This window comes from Chloroflexia bacterium SDU3-3, assembly GCA_009268125.1.
Taxonomy (GTDB): Bacteria; Chloroflexota; Chloroflexia; order Chloroflexales; family Roseiflexaceae; genus SDU3-3.
Genome location: WBOU01000032.1, coordinates 1 through 20,766 on the forward strand (window position 1 = coordinate 1; position 20,766 = coordinate 20,766).

At 63.5% G+C, this 20,766-nt stretch carries 12 protein-coding genes; 4 read left to right on the forward strand and 8 right to left on the reverse strand.

Annotated features, from left to right (window positions below; translation table 11 throughout):
- Positions 1-668, reverse strand: a 668-nt coding sequence (locus tag F8S13_27100) for a DUF4157 domain-containing protein (GenBank protein ID KAB8139692.1), incomplete at its 3' end; no start/stop codon positions are given.
- Positions 669-1,907: 1,239 nt separating this feature from the next.
- Between F8S13_27100 and F8S13_27105 the strand changes: the two genes are divergently transcribed.
- Both F8S13_27105 and F8S13_27110 read left to right on the forward strand, forming a co-directional pair.
- The gene (locus F8S13_27105; GenBank protein KAB8139701.1) at positions 1,908-2,798 is read left to right on the forward strand and encodes a prolyl oligopeptidase family serine peptidase; all 891 of its coding nucleotides are present in this window, start codon (positions 1,908-1,910) and stop codon (positions 2,796-2,798) included.
- 129 nt (positions 2,799-2,927) lie between these two features.
- Entirely contained in the window at positions 2,928-4,619 is a 1,692-nt protein-coding gene (locus F8S13_27110) for a cellulose-binding protein (GenBank protein ID KAB8139702.1), read from the forward strand.
- 263 nt (positions 4,620-4,882) lie between these two features.
- On the opposite strand, the gene F8S13_27115 is transcribed toward F8S13_27110, so the two are convergent.
- The 7 genes from F8S13_27115 to F8S13_27145 form a co-directional block, all read right to left on the reverse strand.
- A complete protein-coding gene (locus F8S13_27115) occupies positions 4,883-6,724 on the reverse strand; it encodes a carbohydrate-binding protein (GenBank protein KAB8139693.1) in 1,842 nt (613 codons plus the stop codon).
- Positions 6,725-6,760: 36 nt separating this feature from the next.
- Positions 6,761-8,632 carry a family 43 glycosylhydrolase gene (locus tag F8S13_27120; GenBank protein KAB8139694.1) on the reverse strand — a complete coding sequence of 624 codons (1,872 nt, stop codon included), beginning with the start codon at positions 8,630-8,632 and terminating at the stop codon, positions 6,761-6,763.
- Positions 8,633-8,727: 95 nt separating this feature from the next.
- Positions 8,728-10,269, reverse strand: a complete 1,542-nt coding sequence (locus F8S13_27125; GenBank protein ID KAB8139695.1) for an endo-1,4-beta-xylanase — start codon at positions 10,267-10,269, stop codon at positions 8,728-8,730.
- A 56-nt stretch (positions 10,270-10,325) separates the two neighbouring features.
- Complete coding sequence (locus tag F8S13_27130) at positions 10,326-11,813, reverse strand: endo-1,4-beta-xylanase (protein ID KAB8139696.1); 1,488 nt, start codon at positions 11,811-11,813, stop codon at positions 10,326-10,328.
- A gap of 56 nt (positions 11,814-11,869) precedes the next feature.
- Positions 11,870-13,273: a PHB depolymerase family esterase gene (locus F8S13_27135; GenBank protein KAB8139697.1), complete on the reverse strand. Its 1,404-nt coding sequence runs from the start codon at positions 13,271-13,273 to the stop codon at positions 11,870-11,872.
- Between the two features lie 461 nt (positions 13,274-13,734).
- Positions 13,735-16,071, reverse strand: coding sequence for a hypothetical protein (locus tag F8S13_27140; GenBank protein KAB8139698.1), 2,337 nt, complete (start codon positions 16,069-16,071; stop codon positions 13,735-13,737).
- 119 nt (positions 16,072-16,190) lie between these two features.
- Positions 16,191-18,239, reverse strand: coding sequence for a family 43 glycosylhydrolase (locus tag F8S13_27145; GenBank protein ID KAB8139699.1), 2,049 nt, complete (start codon positions 18,237-18,239; stop codon positions 16,191-16,193).
- Between the two features lie 559 nt (positions 18,240-18,798).
- Here F8S13_27145 and F8S13_27150 point away from each other — a divergent pair.
- Both F8S13_27150 and F8S13_27155 read left to right on the forward strand, forming a co-directional pair.
- Positions 18,799-19,392, forward strand: a complete 594-nt coding sequence (locus tag F8S13_27150; GenBank protein KAB8139700.1) for a TetR/AcrR family transcriptional regulator — start codon at positions 18,799-18,801, stop codon at positions 19,390-19,392.
- Positions 19,393-19,491: 99 nt separating this feature from the next.
- Positions 19,492-20,214 carry an SDR family NAD(P)-dependent oxidoreductase gene (locus tag F8S13_27155; protein KAB8139703.1) on the forward strand — a complete coding sequence of 241 codons (723 nt, stop codon included), beginning with the start codon at positions 19,492-19,494 and terminating at the stop codon, positions 20,212-20,214.
- The last annotated feature ends 552 nt before the right edge of the window (positions 20,215-20,766 follow it).

Here is a 20,766-nt window from a genome sequence, read left to right on the forward strand (position 1 = left end):
CGGGCGTTGATCTGCCGCGCCGTGCTGGCGGCCTGGTCGCCGGTGTGGATGCGCACCTGGCTGAAGTCCGCGCCCATGCGCTCCTCGAAGAAGGCGCGGTCACCGGTGGGCAGCGGGCTGCCGCCGCCGCGCAGCTGGCCGATCTGCTGCTCGACCTCGGGGGTGGTGGCGATACCCGCGCCGCCGCTGTCCACGGCGGTGGGGGCGGGCGCGGTGGGGGCGCCCGCGGCGGGGGCGCGCATCACCTGCTCCGCCACGGCGTCGGCCTCCTGCTCGTAGCGGTCGCCTGGCGCGTTGATCCGCAGCGAGGGCTGGACAATCGGCGCGCTGCCGGGGGCGGTGAGGGGCACGCTGCCAAACGAGAAGCTGCGGGGTGCGCCGCCCACGGGCGCATCGGGCGCGGTCGGCGTGGCGCTGGGCGTGCTGCGCGGGCTTGTCCGCGCGCTAGGCGGGCGGCTGCCACGCGCGGCGGCGGCCTCAGCGGTCAGCGGGATGTCGCCAAACGAGAACGCCTCCGGCACCGCCTGCTGCGGCGCACTCTCCTGCGCGGGCGGGGCGAACGGGCGGTCGGCCAGGGCGGATGCGGGGGCCTCGGCGAAGGGATTTGCCTCGACGCGCACCGGTTCGGCATTCACGAGGGCGTCATCATTCCGATTTCGTCGAGGCATAACCGCTCCACTTCTTGGCAGCCATTTTTAACGGGCAGTCGGGCTAGTATATAACAGCAGGCAAAGCTCTGTCTAGACTCTCAAAAAGGGTAACTGTAAGGCACTGACTTCCATATCATCCTAGGGATATAGTATTACAACGCCTTATCTAGCCACACAGAAAAGCCCGCCGCTCCATCCTACAAGCCGCTGATGAGCATAGTGTAATACCACATAAGGTACCACGCACATCCCCATAGGCCCGGCAAAAAATGCCACCCACACAATACATAGGTATTTCATAAACGGATACCTCGCCCATTTTTGTGGATGAACCTTTTGTACGGTCGCAGTTACGAACGGTGGGAGCTTGGATAGGCAACAGAAACACGGCCAATAAATGCCTAGCACGATAAAACACGACATACCCGATTTAATACAATCCACTTCACACCCAAATTATTTATATTTCCTTAAAAAATCTAACATTTTCCCAAAGAATGTGCATTGTGAATCAGCAGGTGATCTACTATAATCGCTATGCTGTGCATTCTTTAATATACAGATCAAAAAATCGCAATACGTATAGTGTATTATACTTATGTTCACATGGATAATATTCTTTCCGAATATATTTCATTACATTATTTTATCAAAAAAACAATCACCTACTATAATTTATATTCTTAATCTCTATTATATTGTATACAGTAAAAAGTGCACACAAAACGCATTAACAGATCACTTCCTCTCTAAGCCTCGCTCATAGGTTCATCTCACAGGAACGGCATCTGCCCTAATTTCGCCATTCATCATGTCAATGAAGCATAATCACAATGGAGGAAAGCAATGCCCAACAGCCACCGGTGGATCGCGCTGCGCGGAATGCTCGCGCTGATCCTCAGCCTCTGCGTCCTAGGAATCTACCAGCCGCCAGCGCTCGCCCAGACCAGCACCTGCAGCCCAACCCAAACGATCTCAGCCCCATTTTCGTATGATGGCGCTGGCACCTTCTGCTGGCAGGCCAGCGACCTGGGCGCGTACATCAACTCGTGGAACCTCAATAGCCTGACGATCAACGGCGTGAGCTTCGCCAACATATACGCCACACCCAGCCAGCTGCCGGCCAAGATCAACGGCTACTGGTATGTGAGCTATAGCGGCAGCTACGCATGGAGCCACTTCGAGGCCGCAGGCAGCAGCGGGCAGAACCCCACCGCAGTGCCAACCAGCACGCCCGCCATGCCCACGGCCACGCCGATCGGCAGCACCCCGACCTCGACACCACTAGCCACGCCCACCGCTATACCGCCCACCAGCGTGCCGCCCACCGCCACCCCAGGCACACCCGACACCCGCCCCAGCGCGGGATGCGGCCAGACCCGCACGCTCCAGAACGGCACGCACACCATCCAGAGCGGCGGCGTCAACCGCAGCTACATCCTCAACGTGCCGAGCAATTATGACAACCGGCACCCCTACCGACTGGTGGTGGGCTACCACTGGCTGAACGGCACCGCCACCGACGTGGCCACCGGCCAGACCGTGCAGCGCGACGTATGGGCCTACTACGGGCTGCTGCGGCTCTCGAACAACAGCACGATCTTCATCGCCCCGCAGGGGATCGACAATGGCTGGGCCAACACCAACAACCGCGATCTCAACTTCACCGACGCGTTCCTGGCCCAGGTGAAGGGCAACCTGTGCGTCGACGAGAGCCGTGTCTTCGCCACCGGCTTCAGCTACGGCGGCGCGATGTCGTACTCGGTGGCCTGCGCACGCCCGACGGTCTTCCGCGCGGTGGCCGTCATCTCTGGCGGCGTGCTGAGCGGCTGCAGCGGCGGCACCTCGCCGGTGGCCTACCTGGGCATCCACGGCACCCACGACTCGGTGCTGAACATCTCGGGCGGACGCGCGATGCGCGACCGCTTCGTGCAGAACAACGGCTACGCCCTGCAAAGCCCGCGCGAGCCAGCGCTGAATAGCCGAACCCACATCTGCACCACCTACACCGGCGGGCAGGCGCGCTACCCGGTGCAGTGGTGCGCATTCGACGGCGACCATATCCCGGCCCCCGTGGATGGCTCAACCGGCCAGGGCGGCAACACTTGGGCACCCGGCGTGACCTGGGCATTCTTCACACAGTTCTAGCTCAACGCAACAAACCAGCTGCCAGCACCATGATGAAATACATCCATGGTGCTGGCAGAACATCGCTATCATTCCACCTCAAGGAGAAGACCAATGGGCCAAAAGAAGATCGCAGCGCTGCTTCTGACCATGGCGGTCATTGCGACGACGCTCTCGGTCGTGCATCCGGCCACGCCCGTGCACGCGGCTAGCGATATCACCATCGACCTGAATAGCACCAAGCAGAGCATCCGGGGCTTCGGCGGCATGAACCACCCGCTCTGGATCAGCGACCTGACCGACAGCCAGCGCACCACTGCCTTTGGCAACGGCGACGGGCAGATGGGGCTTTCCATCCTGCGCATCCACGTGGATGAGAACAGCAGCAACTGGAGCCGCGAGCTGGCCACGGCCAAGCGCGCTGGCGAGCTGGGGGCCACCGTGTTCGCGTCGCCCTGGAACCCGCCCAGCAGCATGACCGAGGTGGTGAATGGCCAGAAGCGGCTGCGCTATAACCAGTACGCCGCCTACGCCAACCACCTCAACTCGTTCGTGAGCTACATGAAGCAGAATGGCGTCGATCTGTACGCGATCTCGGTGCAGAACGAGCCAGACTACGCTGCGGAGTGGACGGCCTGGACCCCGCAGGAGATGCTGAACTTCATGCGATCGAATGCAGGCAGCATTCAGACACGGGTGATCGCCCCCGAGTCGTTCCAGTATCGCAAGACCATGTCCGACCCCATCCTGAACGACAGCCAGGCCCTGGCCAACATGGACATCCTGGGGGCGCATCTCTACGGCACACAGCTCAGCGCCTTCCCCTACCCGCTGTTCAAGCAGAAGGGCCAGGGCAAAGAGCTGTGGATGACCGAGGTCTACACCGAGAGCCAGAACGACGCCGACGCCTGGCCGCTGGCGCTAGACGTGGCCTACAACATCCACAACTCGATGGTCGAGGCCGAGTTTAACGCCTACGTGTGGTGGTACATCCGCCGCTCCTACGGCCTGCTCAAAGAGAACGGCCAGATCAGCAAGCGCGGCTACGCCATGACGCACTTCTCGAAGTTCATCCGGCCAGGGGCGGTGCGCGTGGATGCCACCAAGAACCCCACCAGCGATGTCTACGTCTCGTCCTACAAGAGCGGGCAGAACCTGGTGACAGTGGTGGTCAACCGCAGCTCATCGGCCAAGACGCTCAGCCTGGGCATCAACGGCGGGTCGGTCGCATCGATGACCAAGTACACCACCTCGGGCAGCAAGAGCCTGAAGAACGACGGCACTATCAGCGCCTCAAACGGCGGCTTCTCGCTCAGCCTCGACGGGCAGAGCGTCACCACCTTTGTGGGCGCGCTGGGCGGGACAGCGCCCACGGCCACGCCGGTGCCACCCACGGCCACACGCACCGCCACGGCCGTGCCCACGGCCACGCGCACGGCAGTGCCGGGCACGGCCACGCCGGTGGTGCCCACGGCCACGCCCGCCGCGCCCACGGCCACGCCCGCTGGCCCCACCAGCACGCCGCTGGCAGGCACGGGCTGCCAGGTAACCTACACCGTCAACCAGTGGGGCACCGGCTTCACCGCCGATGTGACGATCAAAAACACTGGCAGTACGGCGATCAACGGCTGGGCGCTGGCTTGGACCTTCTCGGGCGATCAGCAGATCAGCGGCGCGTGGAACGCCACGATCAGCCCGACCAGCGGCAGCGTAGTGGCCAGCAACATGAGCTACAACGCGGCGATCGCCCCAGGGGGCAGCGCATCGTTTGGGTTCCAGGCCACCTATAGCGGCACCAATGCCACCCCTGCCTTTACGCTGAATGGCACGCCCTGCAGCTAGAGGCACTCACCGCAGATCCCATTTTGCAGCATCAGGGCCTGGCAGCTATGCCAGGCCCTGATGTGCGCTACGCAACCAAATGACCCGCACACACCTACGGCGAAGCGGAGCAGACCTGGCCGTTCAGGCTGAAGCTGGCGGGTAGGCTGAACGGCGCGCCCCGCAGCTAGAGGCACTCACCGCAGATCCCATTTTGCAGCATCAGGGCCTGGCAACTATGCCAGGCCCTGATGTGTGCCATACAACCGCCCCCCGCTACACGCCTACGGCGAAACGGAGCAGGCGGTGCCGTTCAGGCTGAAGCTGGCGGGCACAGTGTTGGTGCCGCTGTAGCTGCCCTGGAAGCCGAACGAGACACTGCCGCCCGCCGGGATGCTGGCGTTGTAGCTCATGTTGCTGGCCACCACGCTGCCGCTCGCGGGGCTAATCGTGGCATTCCAGGCGTTGGTCACCTGCTGGTTGCCGCCGAACGTCCAGGCCAGCGCCCAGCCGTTGATCGCATTCGCGCTGGTGTTCTTCACCGTCACCTCGGCGGTGAAACCTGTGCCCCACTGGTTCAGCACATAGCTCACCTGGCAGCCCGCGCTGGCCACCGGCGTGCTGGTGGGAGCCGCCGGCGTGGCGGTAGGTGCGCCGGGCGTAGCGGTGGGCACCATCGGCGTGGCCGTGCCCGGCACCGCCGTGCGCGTGGCTGTGGCCGTGGGCGGCACGGGCGTGGCCGTCGGCGAGGCCGCTGCGCCCAGCTTGATCAAGCGCACCCCATGTGATGGAACCTGGGCGCTCCAGCTGCCGTTCGCCGTGCCCAGGTCGGTCTTGCTCCACATATCGCGCACCAGCTGGCTGCCGCTAAGCCCAAAGTCGGCAAAATTGGCCGTGACGTTGGCCGCCGCGCTGCCCAGGTTAAACAGCGCGACCGTGCGTGTGCCGTCGGCATTCTGCACCCACCAGACCTGCTGGCTGCTGGCCTGCGAGACCGGCCGCGCTGGCTTGCCCGCCTGATTCTGGGCGATCACCTCGGTGTTCGTCAGCAGCGAGAGGCCGAAGCTGTCGAGCTTGCTCAGATCGTCGCCCACGTACATGGGGGCCGCCGAGATAGCCCACAGCGTCATCACGCTGCGCCGCTCATCCTGGGTGATCCCATCCACTGGCGCGGTGGTGCCGTTCCCCACGTTCATCGAGTCCAGGTCGTTCTTCCATGTCGCGTCGACGTAGCTGGCCCACTGCGGGGCGTGCTGCCAGCGGTCAAGCGCCTTCGACCAGACGGTTAGGTTTGTGCCACAGTAGCACTCGACATCATTATCGATGCGCGCCTGGCTGGCGTTGGCCTTCCAGGTGGCCGCGTTCCGCACATCCAGCCACCACGACAGCCCCATCGGGTACGAGCGCCCGCTTTGACCGATCGCCGTGTGCCAGGCCTGCACATCGCCGATGTTGTCATTGGTCACGCCGTCCAGCTTCAGGTAGTCGATCTGCCACGAGGCAAAAAGGCTGGCGATCGAGTTGATGTAGGCCTGTGCGCAGGGGTTCGCGTAGTTGATCGCCCAGTGATCCTGCCAGCCGTTGGTGTTGCGCAGCGGCTGCACCGCGATGTCGCGGGCGTGGCAGTTTGTGCCCATGATCGGATAGTTCGCGTTGTAGACCGCCTTGGGCAAGCCAACCACATAGTAGAAGCCAGCCTTCTGGCCGTTGGCGTGGATGTAGTTGATCGCCTCGGTGACGCCGTTGGGAAACTTATTTGGCTCCGGGCGGGGTCGGCCATAGCTATCGTACAGGTCGCCCGCGATCGCCCCGCCCTGCCAGGCGGATGTCTGCCACCAGCCGGAGTCGATGCTGATCTGGTTGTAGCCGTAGGCCCCCAGCTTCTGCTTGAGCAGATCGGACATGCGCTTGATGTTGGTGATGTTGAGCCAGGGGATGCCGTAGCCGGTCGATGTGCTTAGCGACTGCAGGCTCCAGCTGCTCCAGCCCATCATGGGCTTGGCGTTCAGGCCCGTGTGGTAGCTCAGCGGGGCGGCCTGGGCGGGCGGGGCCAGCGGCGCGACTGGCGCGAGCGAGGCCAGCGCGACCAGCGCCACGAGGCCTATGCTGCAGAGACGTCTGATCATGTCATTCCCTTTCTGACCGATACAATCACATCGCGTCTATTGCGCGATGCTGCAGGCGGTGCCATTGAGGCTGAAGCTGGCAGGCACGCTGTTGGTGCCGCTGTAGCTACCCTGGAAGCCGAACGAGGCGCTACCGCCCGCCGGGATACTAGCGTTGTAGCCCATGTTGCTGGCCGTCACACTTGCGCCAGTCTGGGCCACCGTGGCGTTCCAGGCATTGGTCACCTGCTGGTTGCCGCCGAACGCCCAGGCCAGCGACCAGCCGCTGATCGCACTCGCGCTGGTGTTCTTCACCGTCACCTCGGCGGTGAAGCCCGTGCCCCACTGGTTCAGCACATACGTCACCTGGCAGCCCGCGCTAGCCACGGGCGTGCTGGTGGGGCCAGCGGGCGTGGCCGTGGGCGCGGCGGGCGTGGCCGTGCGCGTGGCGGTGGGGCCAGCGGGCGTAGCGCTGGGCAGCGCCGGGGTGGGCGTGCGCGTGGCGGTGGGCGGTACCGGGGTGGCTGTCGCCGTTCCGCTGCCGTTGAAGCGCCACCAGTTGATGTTCAGCAGGAAGCCGCTGCCGCCCGTGAAGCGCAGGTAGAGGTCGTGGGTGCCGGTCGCGCCGCTCACCGGGCATGTCTTGGTGGTCCATGTCTGCCAGCCGCCGGTGCCCTGCACCGCGCAGCTGCCCACCAGCGTGCCCGTGGGGCCGTCGAGGCGCAGCTCGATCGTGCCGCCGCTGGTAGCCGACGCCACCCGGGCATCGAAGCTGGCGGCACCCGAGCCGAAGCTCACACCCTTCACCTTGATATAGTCGCCATTCTCGATATTGGCCACATTCATGCCGCCCTCGCTTGATGCCTCGGTTTCCACACCCACCGACCAGGCCATGGTCTCGGCCTGCACCACGGCATAGGGGTTGAGCGGGGCGATAGAGGGCGGGCCTGCGGTGGTCATATTAATCGTTGGGAAGCTACCATCGGCGTTGTAGGTGAACTTCTCCACTGCGACCGAGCGCGCGTAGCCGCCGCCGCCGGGGAGCTTGCCGTTATGGTAGAACAGGTACGAGCTGCCGTTGAAGTCGATCACGCCTGGGTGATTGGTGAAGCTGCCGCCCTGGGTCGGCATGATAACGCCACGGTAGGTCCATGGCCCGGTGGGGTTCGGGCTGGTCGAGTAGGCGATATACTCGGGGATGCCACCTGCGGCGAACACTAGGTAGTAGAGGCCGTTGCGCTTATAGAACCACGGCCCCTCCTCGTACAGCGTGGCGCGGTCGGGGTTGCCGGTGCGGGTGCCGAAGCCAGCGGTGGTGAGCGGCACCTGAACGGGGCTTCCCTGGTACGAGATCATGTCCTGATTCAGCTTCACATACCACAGGTTGGGGTTCCCCCAGTAGAGATACGCCTGGCCATCGGTGTCGATAAACACCGTGGGGTCGATATCGCCCCAGCTGGTGCTGGCCAGCGGCTTGCCCAGCGCATCGGTAAATGGCCCGGTCGGGCTGGTGGAGACCGCCACGCCGATGGCGGGCCGGTTCAGCGCCTTACTCGTCACCGTCACATACCAGTAGAACTTGCCGTTGCGATAGATCGCCTGGCTGGCCCAGGCGTCGCCCGTGGCCCAGCTGAAGGTCTTCCAGCTCAGCGGCGCGCCGTGGTCAGTCCAGTTCACCATATCGGCGGACGAGTAGACCCGCCACTCGTTCATGGTGAAGTAGGTCGAGCCATCCTCGTCGTGGCCGGTGTAGAGGTAGACCGTATTGTTGTAGACCAGCGGAGCAGGGTCGGCGGTGTAGATCGTCTGCACGATCGGGTTGTCGGCATGCGAGGTGGCGGGCGATACCGCCATCACCACCAGCATGCAGGCCCCAGCGAGCAGCGCCGCCCAGGAGCGGATGCGTGAGAACATACAAGATCCTCTCATTTTAAGAACCCCAACAGGGCCGCGAATGAAGATCGGGCGATCATGCAACGTGATGCTACATGACCGCCCGATCAATGCCATAGCCTACAAGAAGGCTACTGCGCGATGCTGCAGGTGGTGCCGTTGAGCGTGAAGCTGGCGGGCACGCTGTTGGTGCCGCTGTAGCTGCCCTGGAAGCCAAACGAGACGCTGCCGCCCGCCGGGATGCCAGCGTTGTAGCTCACGTTGCTCGCCACCACGCTGCCGCTGGTCGGGCTGATCGTGGCGTTCCAGGCGTTGGTCACCTGCTGGTTGCCGCTGAACGCCCAGGCCAACGACCAGCCGTTGATCGCATTCGCGCTGGTGTTCTTCACCGTCACCTCGGCGGTGAAGCCCGTGCCCCACTGGTTCAGCACATAGCTCACCTGGCAGCCCGCGCCCGCCACCGGCGTGCTGGTGGGGACCACCGGTGTAGCGGTAGGTGCGCTGGGCGTAGCCGTAGGCACGATAGGCGTGGCCGTGCCGGGCACTGCCGTCGGCACCATGGTGGGCGTGCGCGTAGCGGTGGGCACGATGGGCGTGCTGGTGGGCGTGTTGCCCAGGCTGGCCAGCCGCGACTGGATGGAGTAGTAGGCGGGCTTGGGGTTGTAGTTGTTGTCGAAGATCAGCGCGTCGCCCGTGCCAGGGAAGGTGCCCGGCACCCACGAGTGCCTGTCGCTGATGCCCCAGACCTGAAGGGCCTTGCACCGCGGCTGCTTGAGGCACACATCCAGCACGCCCTGGTAGATGGTGGCCTGCTTGGCCAGCTCGCTGCTGTTGGTTGGCGTGGGCAAGCGCACATCCATCTCGGTGATATAGATATCCACACCGATATTGGCAAAGCGCTGCATGTTCTGCGCCAGGCTGTTGTAGTCGATCCCGCCGTTCGTGAGGTGCATCTGGAAGCCCACCCCGTCGATCGGCACGCCACGATTCTTGAAGTCGGCGATCATGTTGTAGGTCGCGTTCGACTTGCTGTTGATCGCCTCGATGTTGTAGTCGTTGTAGATCAGCTTGGTCACCGGATCGGCGGCCCGCGCGCGCCGGAACGCCAGCTCGATGTACGAGTTGCCGATCACCCGCTGGAACACGCTACTGCGCCGCGTCCCGTTCTCCTCGAAGGCCTCATTCACCACATCCCAGGCGTAGATCTGGCCATCCGACCAGTGGTTCATCACCTTGTCGATGTGGTTGTACATCACGTTGGTCAGCGTGGTGCTGTTCCAGCTGCCGTTAGCCACCCAGTTGGGCAGCTGGTTGTGCCACACCAGCGTGTGGCCGTGCACCTTCTGGTTGTTCGCCTGCGCGAAGTTCACCAGCGTGTCGGCCCCGCCAAAATTGAAGTTGTTCTGCGATGACTCGGTCGCATCCCACTTCATGGCGTTCTCGGGCGTCACAAAGTTGAACTCGGTGCGCGCCACCTCCTGAAACTGCGCGGAGTCGCTGGCCGTGTTGAAGTTGCTCATGGCCGCGTAGCCGATCAGGAAGTTGCCCGCCAGATTGCGCAGCCGCTGCCCAGTCGGGGCACTGGATGTGGCCGCATGCGCGGTGAGATAGGGCGAGCCGACCAGCATGGCCGTCAGCCCAGCTAATACCAAACCCTTCCGTAACGATTGCATAGCTTCCTCCCTAGGTCGCCTGCCCCCAAGGGCAGGCGACAGAAAACAACATGTGGTTAGGAACCGCTGCAGGTGGTGCCGTTGAGCGTGAAGCTGGCAGGCACGCTGTTGGTGCCGCTGTAGCTGCCCTGGAAGCCGAACGAGACGCTGCCGCCCGCCGGGATGCTGGCGTTGTAGCTCACGTTGCTGGCCACCACGCTGCCGCTCGCGGGGCTGATCGTGGCGTTCCAGGCATTGGTCACCTGCTGGTTACCGCCGAACGTCCAGGCCAGCGCCCAGCCGTTGATCGCATTCGTGCTGGTGTTCTTCACCGTCACCTCGGCGGTGAAGCCCGTGCCCCACTGGTTCAGCACATAGCTCACCTGGCAGCCCGCGCCCGCCACCGGCGTGCTGGTGGGAACCACCGGCGTGGCCGTACCGGGTACGGTCGTGGGCACCGCCGTGCGCGTGGCCGTGGGCACCGCCGTGCGCGTGGCCGTGGGCACCGCCGTGTTGGTGGGCGTGGTGCCATTGCCTATCCCAGCCTGGATGGCATAGTAGGCGGGCTTGGCGTTGTAGTTGTCGTCGAAGAGCAGCGGGTGCTCCGTGCGCCACGAGTACTTGTCGGGGATGCCCCAGACCTGCAGCGCCTTGCACATCGGCTGGGCCTTGCAGCGCGCCAGCACGTTGCTGTACACATTGGCCTGCGCCGTCAGGTTGCTCGACGAGGTCGACGAGATACCCACATCCATCTCGGTGATGTAGACCTCCACGCCGATGTTGGCGAAGCGCTGCATGTTCTGCGCCAGGCTGTTGTAGTCGATCCCGGTGCCCGACAGGTGCATCTGCAGGCCCACGCCGTCGATCGGCACGCCCCGGCTCTTGAAGTCGGCGATCATGTTGTACACGCCCGTCGACTTGCTGTTCACGGTCTCGATGCCGTAGTCGTTGTAGATCAGCTTGGTCACCGGGTCGGCCGCTCGCGCCCGCCGGAAGGCCAGCTCGATGTACGAGTTGCCGATCACGTTCTGGAACACGCTGGCCCGCCGTGTGCCGTTCCACTCGAAGGCCTCGTTCACCACATCCCAGGCGTAGATCTGGCCATCCGACCAGTGGTTCATCACCTTGTCGATGTGGTTGTACATCACGTTGGTCAGGGTAGAGCTGTTCCAGTTGCCGTAGGTCACCCAGTCGGGCGTCTGGGCGTGCCACACCAGCGTATGGCCGTGGATCTTCTGGTTGTTCGCCTGGGCGAAGTTCACCAGCTGATCGGCCCCGCCAAAGGTGAAGTTGTTCTGCGATGGCTCGGTCGCGTCCCACTTCATGGCGTTCTCGGGCGTCACAAAGTTGAACTCGGTGCGCGCCACCTCCTGGTACTTGGCCGAGTCGCTGGCGGTGTTGAAATTGCTCATGGCCGCGTAGCCGATCAGGAAGTTGCCCGCCAGATTGCGCAGCCGCTGCCCGGTGGGCGCATTGGCCGTGGCCGCATGCGCGGTGAGATAGGGCGAGCCGACCAAGATGGCCGTCAGCCCAGCTAATACCAAGCGCTTCCGTAACGATTGCATAGCTTCCTCCCTAGGTCGCCTGCCCCCAAGGGCAGGCGACAGAAAACAACAGGTGGTTAGGAACCGCTGCAGGTAGTGCCGTTGAGCGTGAAGCTGGCGGGCACGCTGTTGGTGCCGCTGTAGCTACCCTGGAAGCCGAACGAGACGCTGCCGCCCGCCGGGATGCTGGCGTTGTAGCTCACGTTGCTCGCCACCACGCTGCCGCTCGCAGGGCTGATCATGGCGTTCCAGGCATTGGTCACCTGCTGGTTACCGCCGAACGTCCAGGCCAGCGCCCAGCCGTTGATCGCATTCGCGCTGGTGTTCTTCACCGTCACCTCGGCGGTGAAGCCCGTGCCCCACTGGTTCAGCACATAGCTCACCTGGCAGCCCGCGCCCGCCACCGGCGTGGCGGTGGGAGCCACCGGCGTGGCGGTAGGCGCGCTGGGCGTAGCGGTGGGCACTATCGGCGTGGCGGTGCCCGGCACCGCGGTGCGCGTGGCCGTGGGCACCGCTGTGGCCGTGCGCGTGGCGGTGGGTGGCACCGGCGTGCTGGTGGGCGTGGTGGTGGAATCTAGCCCAAAGAACTGGATGACATACGGCTCCAGACCGCTTGGCAGCCCATGGCCCGATCCAGCGAAGCTATTGGCCTCGACCGCCACCTGGGTGCCGGTGCCGCCGTAGCGCGTGCGGGTGCGGTTAGCCTGCGGCGTATCGGTGTAGGCGGGCGTCTGGCTCACGCCTAGCACATTGGTCCACTGCTTGATCTCCTCGGTGAAGTTCTGATAGTACAGCGTGGCATCCACTGTGCCGTGCCAGAGCTGCATGCGCGGGCGCGGGCCGCTGTAGCCGGGGTAGGCCGCCCGCACCAGGTCGCCCCACTGCTGCGGCGTCTTGATGATCCTGCCGTTGGCGCAGTCGCTGTTCCACAGCGAGCCGTTGGTGGTGGCGAAGCAGCCGAAGGGCACGCCGCTGAACGCCGAGCCAGCCTTAAACACATCGGGGTAGGTGCCCAGCAGCACGTTGGTCATCATCGCGCCCGAGGATTCGCCGGTCACATACACGCGGCTGGCATCGGCGCTGTTGCGCTGCAGCACATACTTCACCATCGAGACAATGCCCTGCGAGTCGCTGCCGCCGTCGTGCCTGAGGGTCTGCGGCGACGAGACATCGAAGCAGCTGCCGCTACGCGTGGCCGAGGGGTAGATCACAATAAAGCCGTAGCGCTCGGCCAGCGAGGCGTACTGCGTCTTGGTGTAGAACGACGGCCCCGAGCCTTGGCAGTGGTGGACGGCCACCAGCACAGCGGGGTTAGGCTTCACATTGTTGGGCACATACAGGTACATCTTCAGACCCGTGGGGTTGGTTCCGAAGTTCGTCACCTCCACCAGCGAGGCGGCGCTGGCCGTGCCCGCCATCAGCATTGTCGATACCAATGCGGCAAGCAGCGTCAAGGTCAGCAGTCGTAGCCATCTCATCATCGTTGCTCCTACGTCATCTTGGCATCCGTGGGTCGTATGAACCAGCGCAGCAGCGGGCACATGAGGCATGGCAATGCCCACCTGATCTCCGCTTGGATGATCAGGCGGCTGACATGAGCGCGCAGATGGCCTCATGCAAAGCGAGCGCTGGGCACACCTCGCGGTATGCCGAAGGCCTCGCGTATGCTGTTGCACATGAGACGATTGGTGTGAGAGAACGCAGGGTTTAGCTACAGCGGGGGAGTTCTCATCATAGGTCACCTCCTTTGGTGCTATACAGGCATCTCTCGCCTATACCATTTCTTTACCATGAGATACCTTGATTATAAACAAATGGGTTTAATGTTCAATGATCATTTTTTAGCATTCAGTCAGATATTTTACTATCTCGGCAAATAGCATAGATATATCACAATATAAATGGGTATAAAATTTTATACCCATTTATATTGTATACCCAACTAATTTATGATAGTGCAGGGCTGGCCATTGAGGGTGAAGCTGGCGGGCACGCTGTTGGTGCCGCTGTAGCTGCCCTGGAAGCCGAACGAGACGCTGCCGCCCGCCGGGATGCTGGCGTTGTAGCTCACATTGCTGGCCACCACACTGCCGCTCGCAGGGCTGATCGTAGCGTTCCAAGCGCTGGTCACCTGCTGGTTGCCGCCAAACGTCCAGGCCAGCGCCCAGCCGCTGATCGCATTCGCGCTGGCGTTCTTCACCGTCACCTCGGCGGTGAAGCCCGTGCCCCACTGGTTCAGCACATAGCTCACCTGGTAAACTGCCCCCGCCACCGGCGTGGCGGTGGGTGCGGCGGTGGGCGTGGCGGGTGTAGCCGTGGGCGCAGCAGGGGTGGCCGTGGGCGTGGCGGGCGCGGCTGTGCGCGTGGCGACGGCTGTCGCCGTGGCGGTGGGCAGCGCGCTGGCATACCAGTAGACCACATAGCGCTGGCCATGCAGCTTGTAGAAGGGCAGCAGGCTAACCGAGGCGCCACTGGCCGTGGCCGTAAACTGTAGCGGCGTGGCCGTGGTGCGGATCGAGCTGGCGTCGAGCGTCGGCGTCTGCGACAGGTTGTTCGACCCATACGCCCCGGCCAGCAGAATAGGCCCATAGAACAGTGCCTTCAGGCTGGCGTTATCGGGCGTGGCCTCAAGCCGCAGCGCCATCGGCATCGTGATCTCGACCACATCGCCATTCGCCCAGGTGCGATCCAGGGTCACATAGCTGCCAGGCGTCGCCGCGATCGGCTGCACCGCCCCGTTCAGCTTCAGCTGCCAGCCCGGCTGCACCCACGAGGGCACGCGCACCTTCAGCGCGATGTGGCCAGCGCCGCCAATCGTTAGGGTTGTGGTGTTCTGCTCGGGGAACGAGGTGGCCTGTGTGACCGTGATGCCGCGCGCGCGCCAGTTCAGCGTGGCGGGGATAAACAGGTTCACATACAGCGTCTCGCCCGTGAAGAAAAAGATGCTCTCCTGGAACTTGGTCTGGCTCTCGGTGTTGCCGGTGCTATGGCAGCAGGTAAAGCTATCGTAGTCGTTGCTGTAGGTGCGGATGCCGCCCGCGCGCAGCGGGGTGAAGTAGGTGCTGAAGCCATGGCTGGCCGAGGGGTTCTGTACGCCCAAAATATGGTTGTACAGCGCCTGCTCGTAGTAGTCCATATACTTGGCTTGGCTCGGGTCGTGGAAAAACAGGCGGCGGGTCAGCTTGAGCATGTTGTAGGTGTTGCAGGTCTCGGTCGTGTCGTCGCCCATCTGCCCGGCGATGCTATTCGGATCTTTGAAATACTCGGCCTTGCTATTGCCACGGTTGGCGTAGCTATGCGCGCCCACCACCATATTCCAGAAGTTCACCGCGATCGCGTAGTAGGAGGCAGTGTTGGTGGCCTCGAAGATCTCCAGCGCGCCGATGATCTTGGGGATCTGGGTGTTGGCGTGCAGCCCGCTCAGCTGATCCTGGTTGTTGGCGCAGGGCGTGAACAGGCGGGCGTGGTCGAAGAACTTCGCAGCGGCCAGATGGTTGGCGCTGCCGGTGATGGTGTAGAGCTTGGCCATGCTCTCGTTGAAGCCGCCGTACTCGCCCGCGTTCCAGGGCATATAGTTCCACATGCTCTCGCGGTGGGACTGGCTGTAGCGGCTCAGGCGCGCGTAGATCCAGTCGCCGATCCGGGTCGCCATCGTCAGGGCCGTCTGGTTGCCGAGCAGCTGATAGCAGTCGAGCAGGCCCGCAATCGTCTTGTGGATGGAGTAGAGCGGCGCCCAGCAGGTGTTGGTGCCCGCGCCAGTCAGGTTCTCAAGGTTCTGCACATGCGACTCGGGGAAGGCCGACAGGTAGCCGGCGGTGAAGCCCACCGTCGTGGCCCGATCCTGGCACTTCTTCAGCTCGGCCACCAGGTAGTCGGCCTTGCTCTTGTACTGGGCATCGCCGGTGCTCAGGTAGGCCTGGCACAGCCCCACCAGAAAATGCCCCATGCTGTGGCCGCGCAGCCCCGACGCGGTGCCCTCCCAGCCGCCGCAGGCCGCCGCCGATGAGCCGAGGCCGTAGTTCAGGCGGAAGGTGTGCAGCAGCCGATCGGCGCTGATGAATGCCAGGTAGCTGAGCGCGCGGTCGCGGTTGGCGCGGAAAAGGCTGCTGCCCAGCGACACATCGGCCAGCGAGAACGGCGAGAGCTGCACGCCATAGCTGGCCCCACGCGGGGCGGCGGAGAGCGCCATGGCGGGCAAGGCCGGGGCCGCCGCGGTGACGCCAAGGGTAGCGCCAGCAAGCCGCATAAAGCGGCGGCGCGAGATCTTCCGAGGGCGCATAGCATATCCCCTTTCCAAATACGAGCATCCATCCAACGCCTTCAACCAGACAGCCGCCAGCCCTTTGGGCGCTCGCGCATGCTGCTGCGCTACGAGCGCCCAAAGGGCAAGGGGGAAGGCTACGGCGCGATGCTGCAGGCAGTGCCGTTGAGGCTGAAGCTGGCGGGCACGCTGTTGGTGCCGCTGTAGCTGCCCTGGAAGCCGAACGAGGTGCTGCCGCCCGCCGGGATGCTGGCGTTGTAGCTCATGTTGCTGGCCGTCACGCTCGCGCCGGTCTGGGCCACCGTGGCGTTCCAGGCGCTGGTCACCTGCTGGTTGCCGCCAAACGCCCAGGCCAGCGACCAGCCGCTGATCGCACTCGCGCTGGTGTTCTTCACCGTCACCTCGGCGGTGAAGCCCGTGCCCCACTGGTTCAACACATACGTCACCTGGCAGCCCGCGCTGGCCACCGGCGTGCTGGTGGGGCCAGCGGGCGTGGCCGTAGGTGCGGCGGGCGTGGCCGTGGGTGCGACGGGCGTGGCCGTGCCGGGCACTGCTGTCGGCACCGCCGTGGGCGTGCGCGTGGCGGTGGGCACGATGGGCGTGCTGGTAGGCACCGCCGTGGTGGTGGCCGGGTTGCCCGCCTGGACGCGGAAGAAGTCGACATCCACCGAGCCGCCCGTGCTCGATGTGGCGTAGCTGAAGATCGCGAAGCGGTAGCCGACAAAGTGCGGCATCGTGTAGGCCATCTGCAGCGTGCTGCCGATCGCCGTCCACTGGCTGCCATCCAGGCTATAGTAGAACGAGGCCTTGTCTGTCCGATTGCGGAAGTCGGTGTAGACCTTGAAGTACACGCGGCTCTGGTTCAGCGGCACGCTGGCCACCTGCACCGGCGTGCTGGCCTGGTTGGGGTTGTTGGTGCTGCCGCGCATCATCACGATCGACTTGGTGCCGCCCGACATGCGCACGCCCACCAGCCCATAGTAGAACTGGAACGCCGAGAGGCCAGCGTAATCGCCATTCTTCATATTGCCCGTCTCCATGGCGATGATCGCCGAGGAGTCGGGGCCGAAGGTGCGCTGGGTCAGCGTGTTCTTCGCATCCAGGATGCTGCTGCGGACGCTGCCGTTGGTGAGCCGCAGGTAGCCAGGGCGCGCCCCCAGCGACCAGAGCGAGTTGTCGGGGTTGTGATTCCACTGCCATGTCAGGCCCAGCTTGCTGCCGCCCGAGAACTCATCCGAGGCCACAAAGGCCAGGCTGGCGGGCGCGCTGATGCCGGTGTCGGTCGGGTTGGCCAGCACTGGCCAGCCGTTGCTCCACGTCGTTGGGATGACGTACGGGATGCGGCCCACCGCCCCCGAGTCCTGGAACAGCACCGAGTACCACTTGCCATCCGGCGTGTCCACCACACCGCCCTGCGCGATACCGGCGTTCCTGAGGATGACCTGGCCCTGGTAGCTGCCGTTGATGCTGCTGGAGCGCCACACCGACTGGGTGCGCATCCCACCCGAGGGCCACGAGATCACAAAGATATAGTACTGGCCGTTGATCTTGTAGATGTGCGCGCCTTCTGCACCCAGGCCGCCTGATCCGGCGACTGAACCAGCATTCGCTACGATGATCTGGTTCAATCCACCCGACTTCACCCCGGTCGCGTCGGCGTTCAGCTCGATCACGCGGATGTCGTTGCTGCCGTACACCAGGAACACCCGCCCATTGTCATCAAACAGCAGCGAGGGGTCGTGGTACATAGCCGGCAGGGTGTACTTGGTCCACGGCCCAGTCTCGATATTCGTGGTCTGGAAGATGTAGGACCGCCCAGTGGTGTACGATCCAAACACCACATAGTAGCGCCCGTTCTTGTAGCGGATGGCGCTGGCCCACGAGCCTTTGCCATACTCGTTCTGGCCATTGTTCAGCGAGGCCTTGTCGCCAGAATCGAGCGTGTCGTACACATAGTTGACGATCTGCCAATTCACCAGATCGGTCGATTTCATGATCGGCACGCCAGGATTAAAGTGCATGGTCGTGCTGGTCATGTAGTAGCTGTTGCCCACGCGGATGACATCCACATCGGGCACATCGGCCCAGATGACTGGGTTCTGCGTGGCCGCGTAGGCCGGGGTGGCCGCCACCACACATACCAGGGCGCACAGCCACAGCGCCAGTGCCGAGAGCATCTTCCTCATGCGGTTCCCTCCTTTGGGGGTCGTCTTATCAGCCGAGCAGCTTCCCCGCAGCTCGCACAGCCATTGAAAGCACATAGCGTCATAAAGCAGCAGCTTCAGCAGCTGTACCTCATGAAAATTCAACACACCTAGAGCAGTAAAGTGAGATATCGCCACTTTATAGCTTTTCCAGGCCCATTGTTATGCTATTCGATTAGAAAAGGGTGATAATCGCGGGTTAATCGTCACATATGAATCTTTTCATGTGGCACCCCCTTTGGTGTCATCTGACGATCAGAAGCGGTTTGTAGCAGTTTGCCTATGTGAGCAATGGTAGTATACCTATCGGCAGAAGGCTGGCAATGCTTATTTTTTAGAATCTAGTCAGCTTTTTTACTCATTTTAATAAATAGCGTAGCGCAGCTAGAAAAGAACAAAGACGTGAAAGCTCTCGCGATCTCGGGTACTGCCAGCCCCCGCGAATCACCCTATGCGCAAGAAGTTCGGGCTTGCATTTCCCACAAAGCGGTGTATACTTCCAATACAAGACCGTTCGGTCTCATTTTAAGAGGTAGCAGCAATGAGCAAAGGCGAGCAGACACGGCAGATCATCATCCAGCGGGCGGCGGCGCTGTTCAACCAGCGCGGCTACGCGGGCGCATCCATGCAGGATGTGATGGAGCACACCGGCCTGCAGAAGGGCGGCATCTACCGCCACTTCACCAGCAAGGATGCGCTGGCCCACGCCGCGTTTGACTACGCCCAGCAGCAGTACACCCAGCCGCTGGAGCAGGCCATGCGCGCTCACGCCAGCGCGCCCCAGCAGCTGCTGGCCTTCATCCATGCCTTCCACGCCATGATCCAGCGCCCGCCCGTGCCCGGCGGCTGCCCGGTGCAGAACACCCTGGTGGAGGCCGACGACAGCGACATGGCGCTCTGCCAGCGCGCCCTGGCCGTGCTATCCCACTGGGGCGGCATGATCGAGCATGCCGTGGCCGAGGGCATCCGCCAGGGCAGCATCCGCCCCAGCGCCGAGCCGCGCGCGGTGGCGGCGGTGATGCTGGCCACGCTCGAAGGGGCCATCCTCATGTCCAAGAGCCATGGCGATCTGGCCTATGCCCAATACGCCGTCGACCACATGGTCGATTATGTCCAGCGCCATTTGGCGATCTAGCTTTTTCCATGGCGACATGAGCCGCCATCTTTTTTTGTTCTCTTTTGAGACCAAATGGTCTCTTTCAAACTCACCAAGGAGACTCCTATGGCAACCAACATGCAGATCGAGGGCAGCGTAGCGCTGGTGACGGGGGCAAACCGGGGCATCGGGGCGGCCTACGTGCAGGCGCTGCTGGCCGCAGGCGCGGCCAAGGTCTACGCGGCGGCCCGCAACCCGCAGGCCCTCGCCGAGCTAGCTGCGCAAGATGCCCGCGTGGTACCAGTGGCCCTGGATGTGGCCAGCGACGAGTCGGTGCAGGCCGCCGCGCAGGCGCTGGGCGACGTGACGCTGCTGATCAACAACGCAGGCGTGGGCCACAACGCCGACATCCTCGCCGCCGCCGACCTGAGCGCGGCCCGCAGCGAGCTGGAGGTGAACTACTTCGGCGTGCTACGCATGGCCCGCGCCTTCGCGCCCACCCTGGCCAAAAACGGCGGCGGAGCGCTGGTGAACGTGCTCTCCATCCTCTCGCTGGTGGCCGCGCCCGGGATGGCCTCCTACTCAGCATCCAAGGCCGCCGCGTTCTCGCTCACCCAGAGCATCCGCGCCAAGCTGCGCGCCCAGGGCACGCTGGTGGTGGGCGTGATGCCCGGCTTTGTAGACACCGACATGATCCGCAGCATCCAAGCCGCCAAGATCGCCCCCGCCGATGTGGCCGAGGCCACGCTGCAGGCCATCCGCAGCGGCGAGGAGGATGTGTTCCCCGGCGAGCAGGCGGCGGGCGTGGCCCAGTGGCTGCGCCAAGACCCCAAGGCCGTCGAGCGCAGCTTCGCGGGCTAGCGCGGGAAAAGCTAGGGCGGGCATATGCGATCATGCCCGCCCCATGCGGCGAAGGTGCTTCGCGTACAGACTGGCCAACACCAGCCGCCTGCTGCCAGCAGCGGAATGCAACATGCGGCAAATAACGAGAGATGGTGTGCCAAGCCATGCACGGCAAACAGGATTGTCCAGCCTTACCCACCCAGCCCATGCGGCGAAGGTGCCGCTTGTATTTTGATGGCCATATGCACGAACACCAGCTGCCCGATTTCGGCATAGGAATGCTACAAATTGGGGGTTTCGAAGGGGGCAACGCCCCCTCGCGGGGTTCCTAGGGGCTGGCCCCTAGGCGCCGCCCGCGCAGGGCATCCGCCCACCAAACACGCGATACCACCATAGCTGATGACGCATCAGTGACAGGCAGGCGCATAAAGTGATACCCTGTCAGGGCATGGCCCCTCACATGGTGTCACTTTCTTAGCCAGGGCGTCAGGATGCGGCAAGACCCGCAATCATGCGTGCCAGACTATGCACACCACCAGTTGCGCTCCCAGCAAGCAATCCGCCTCAACC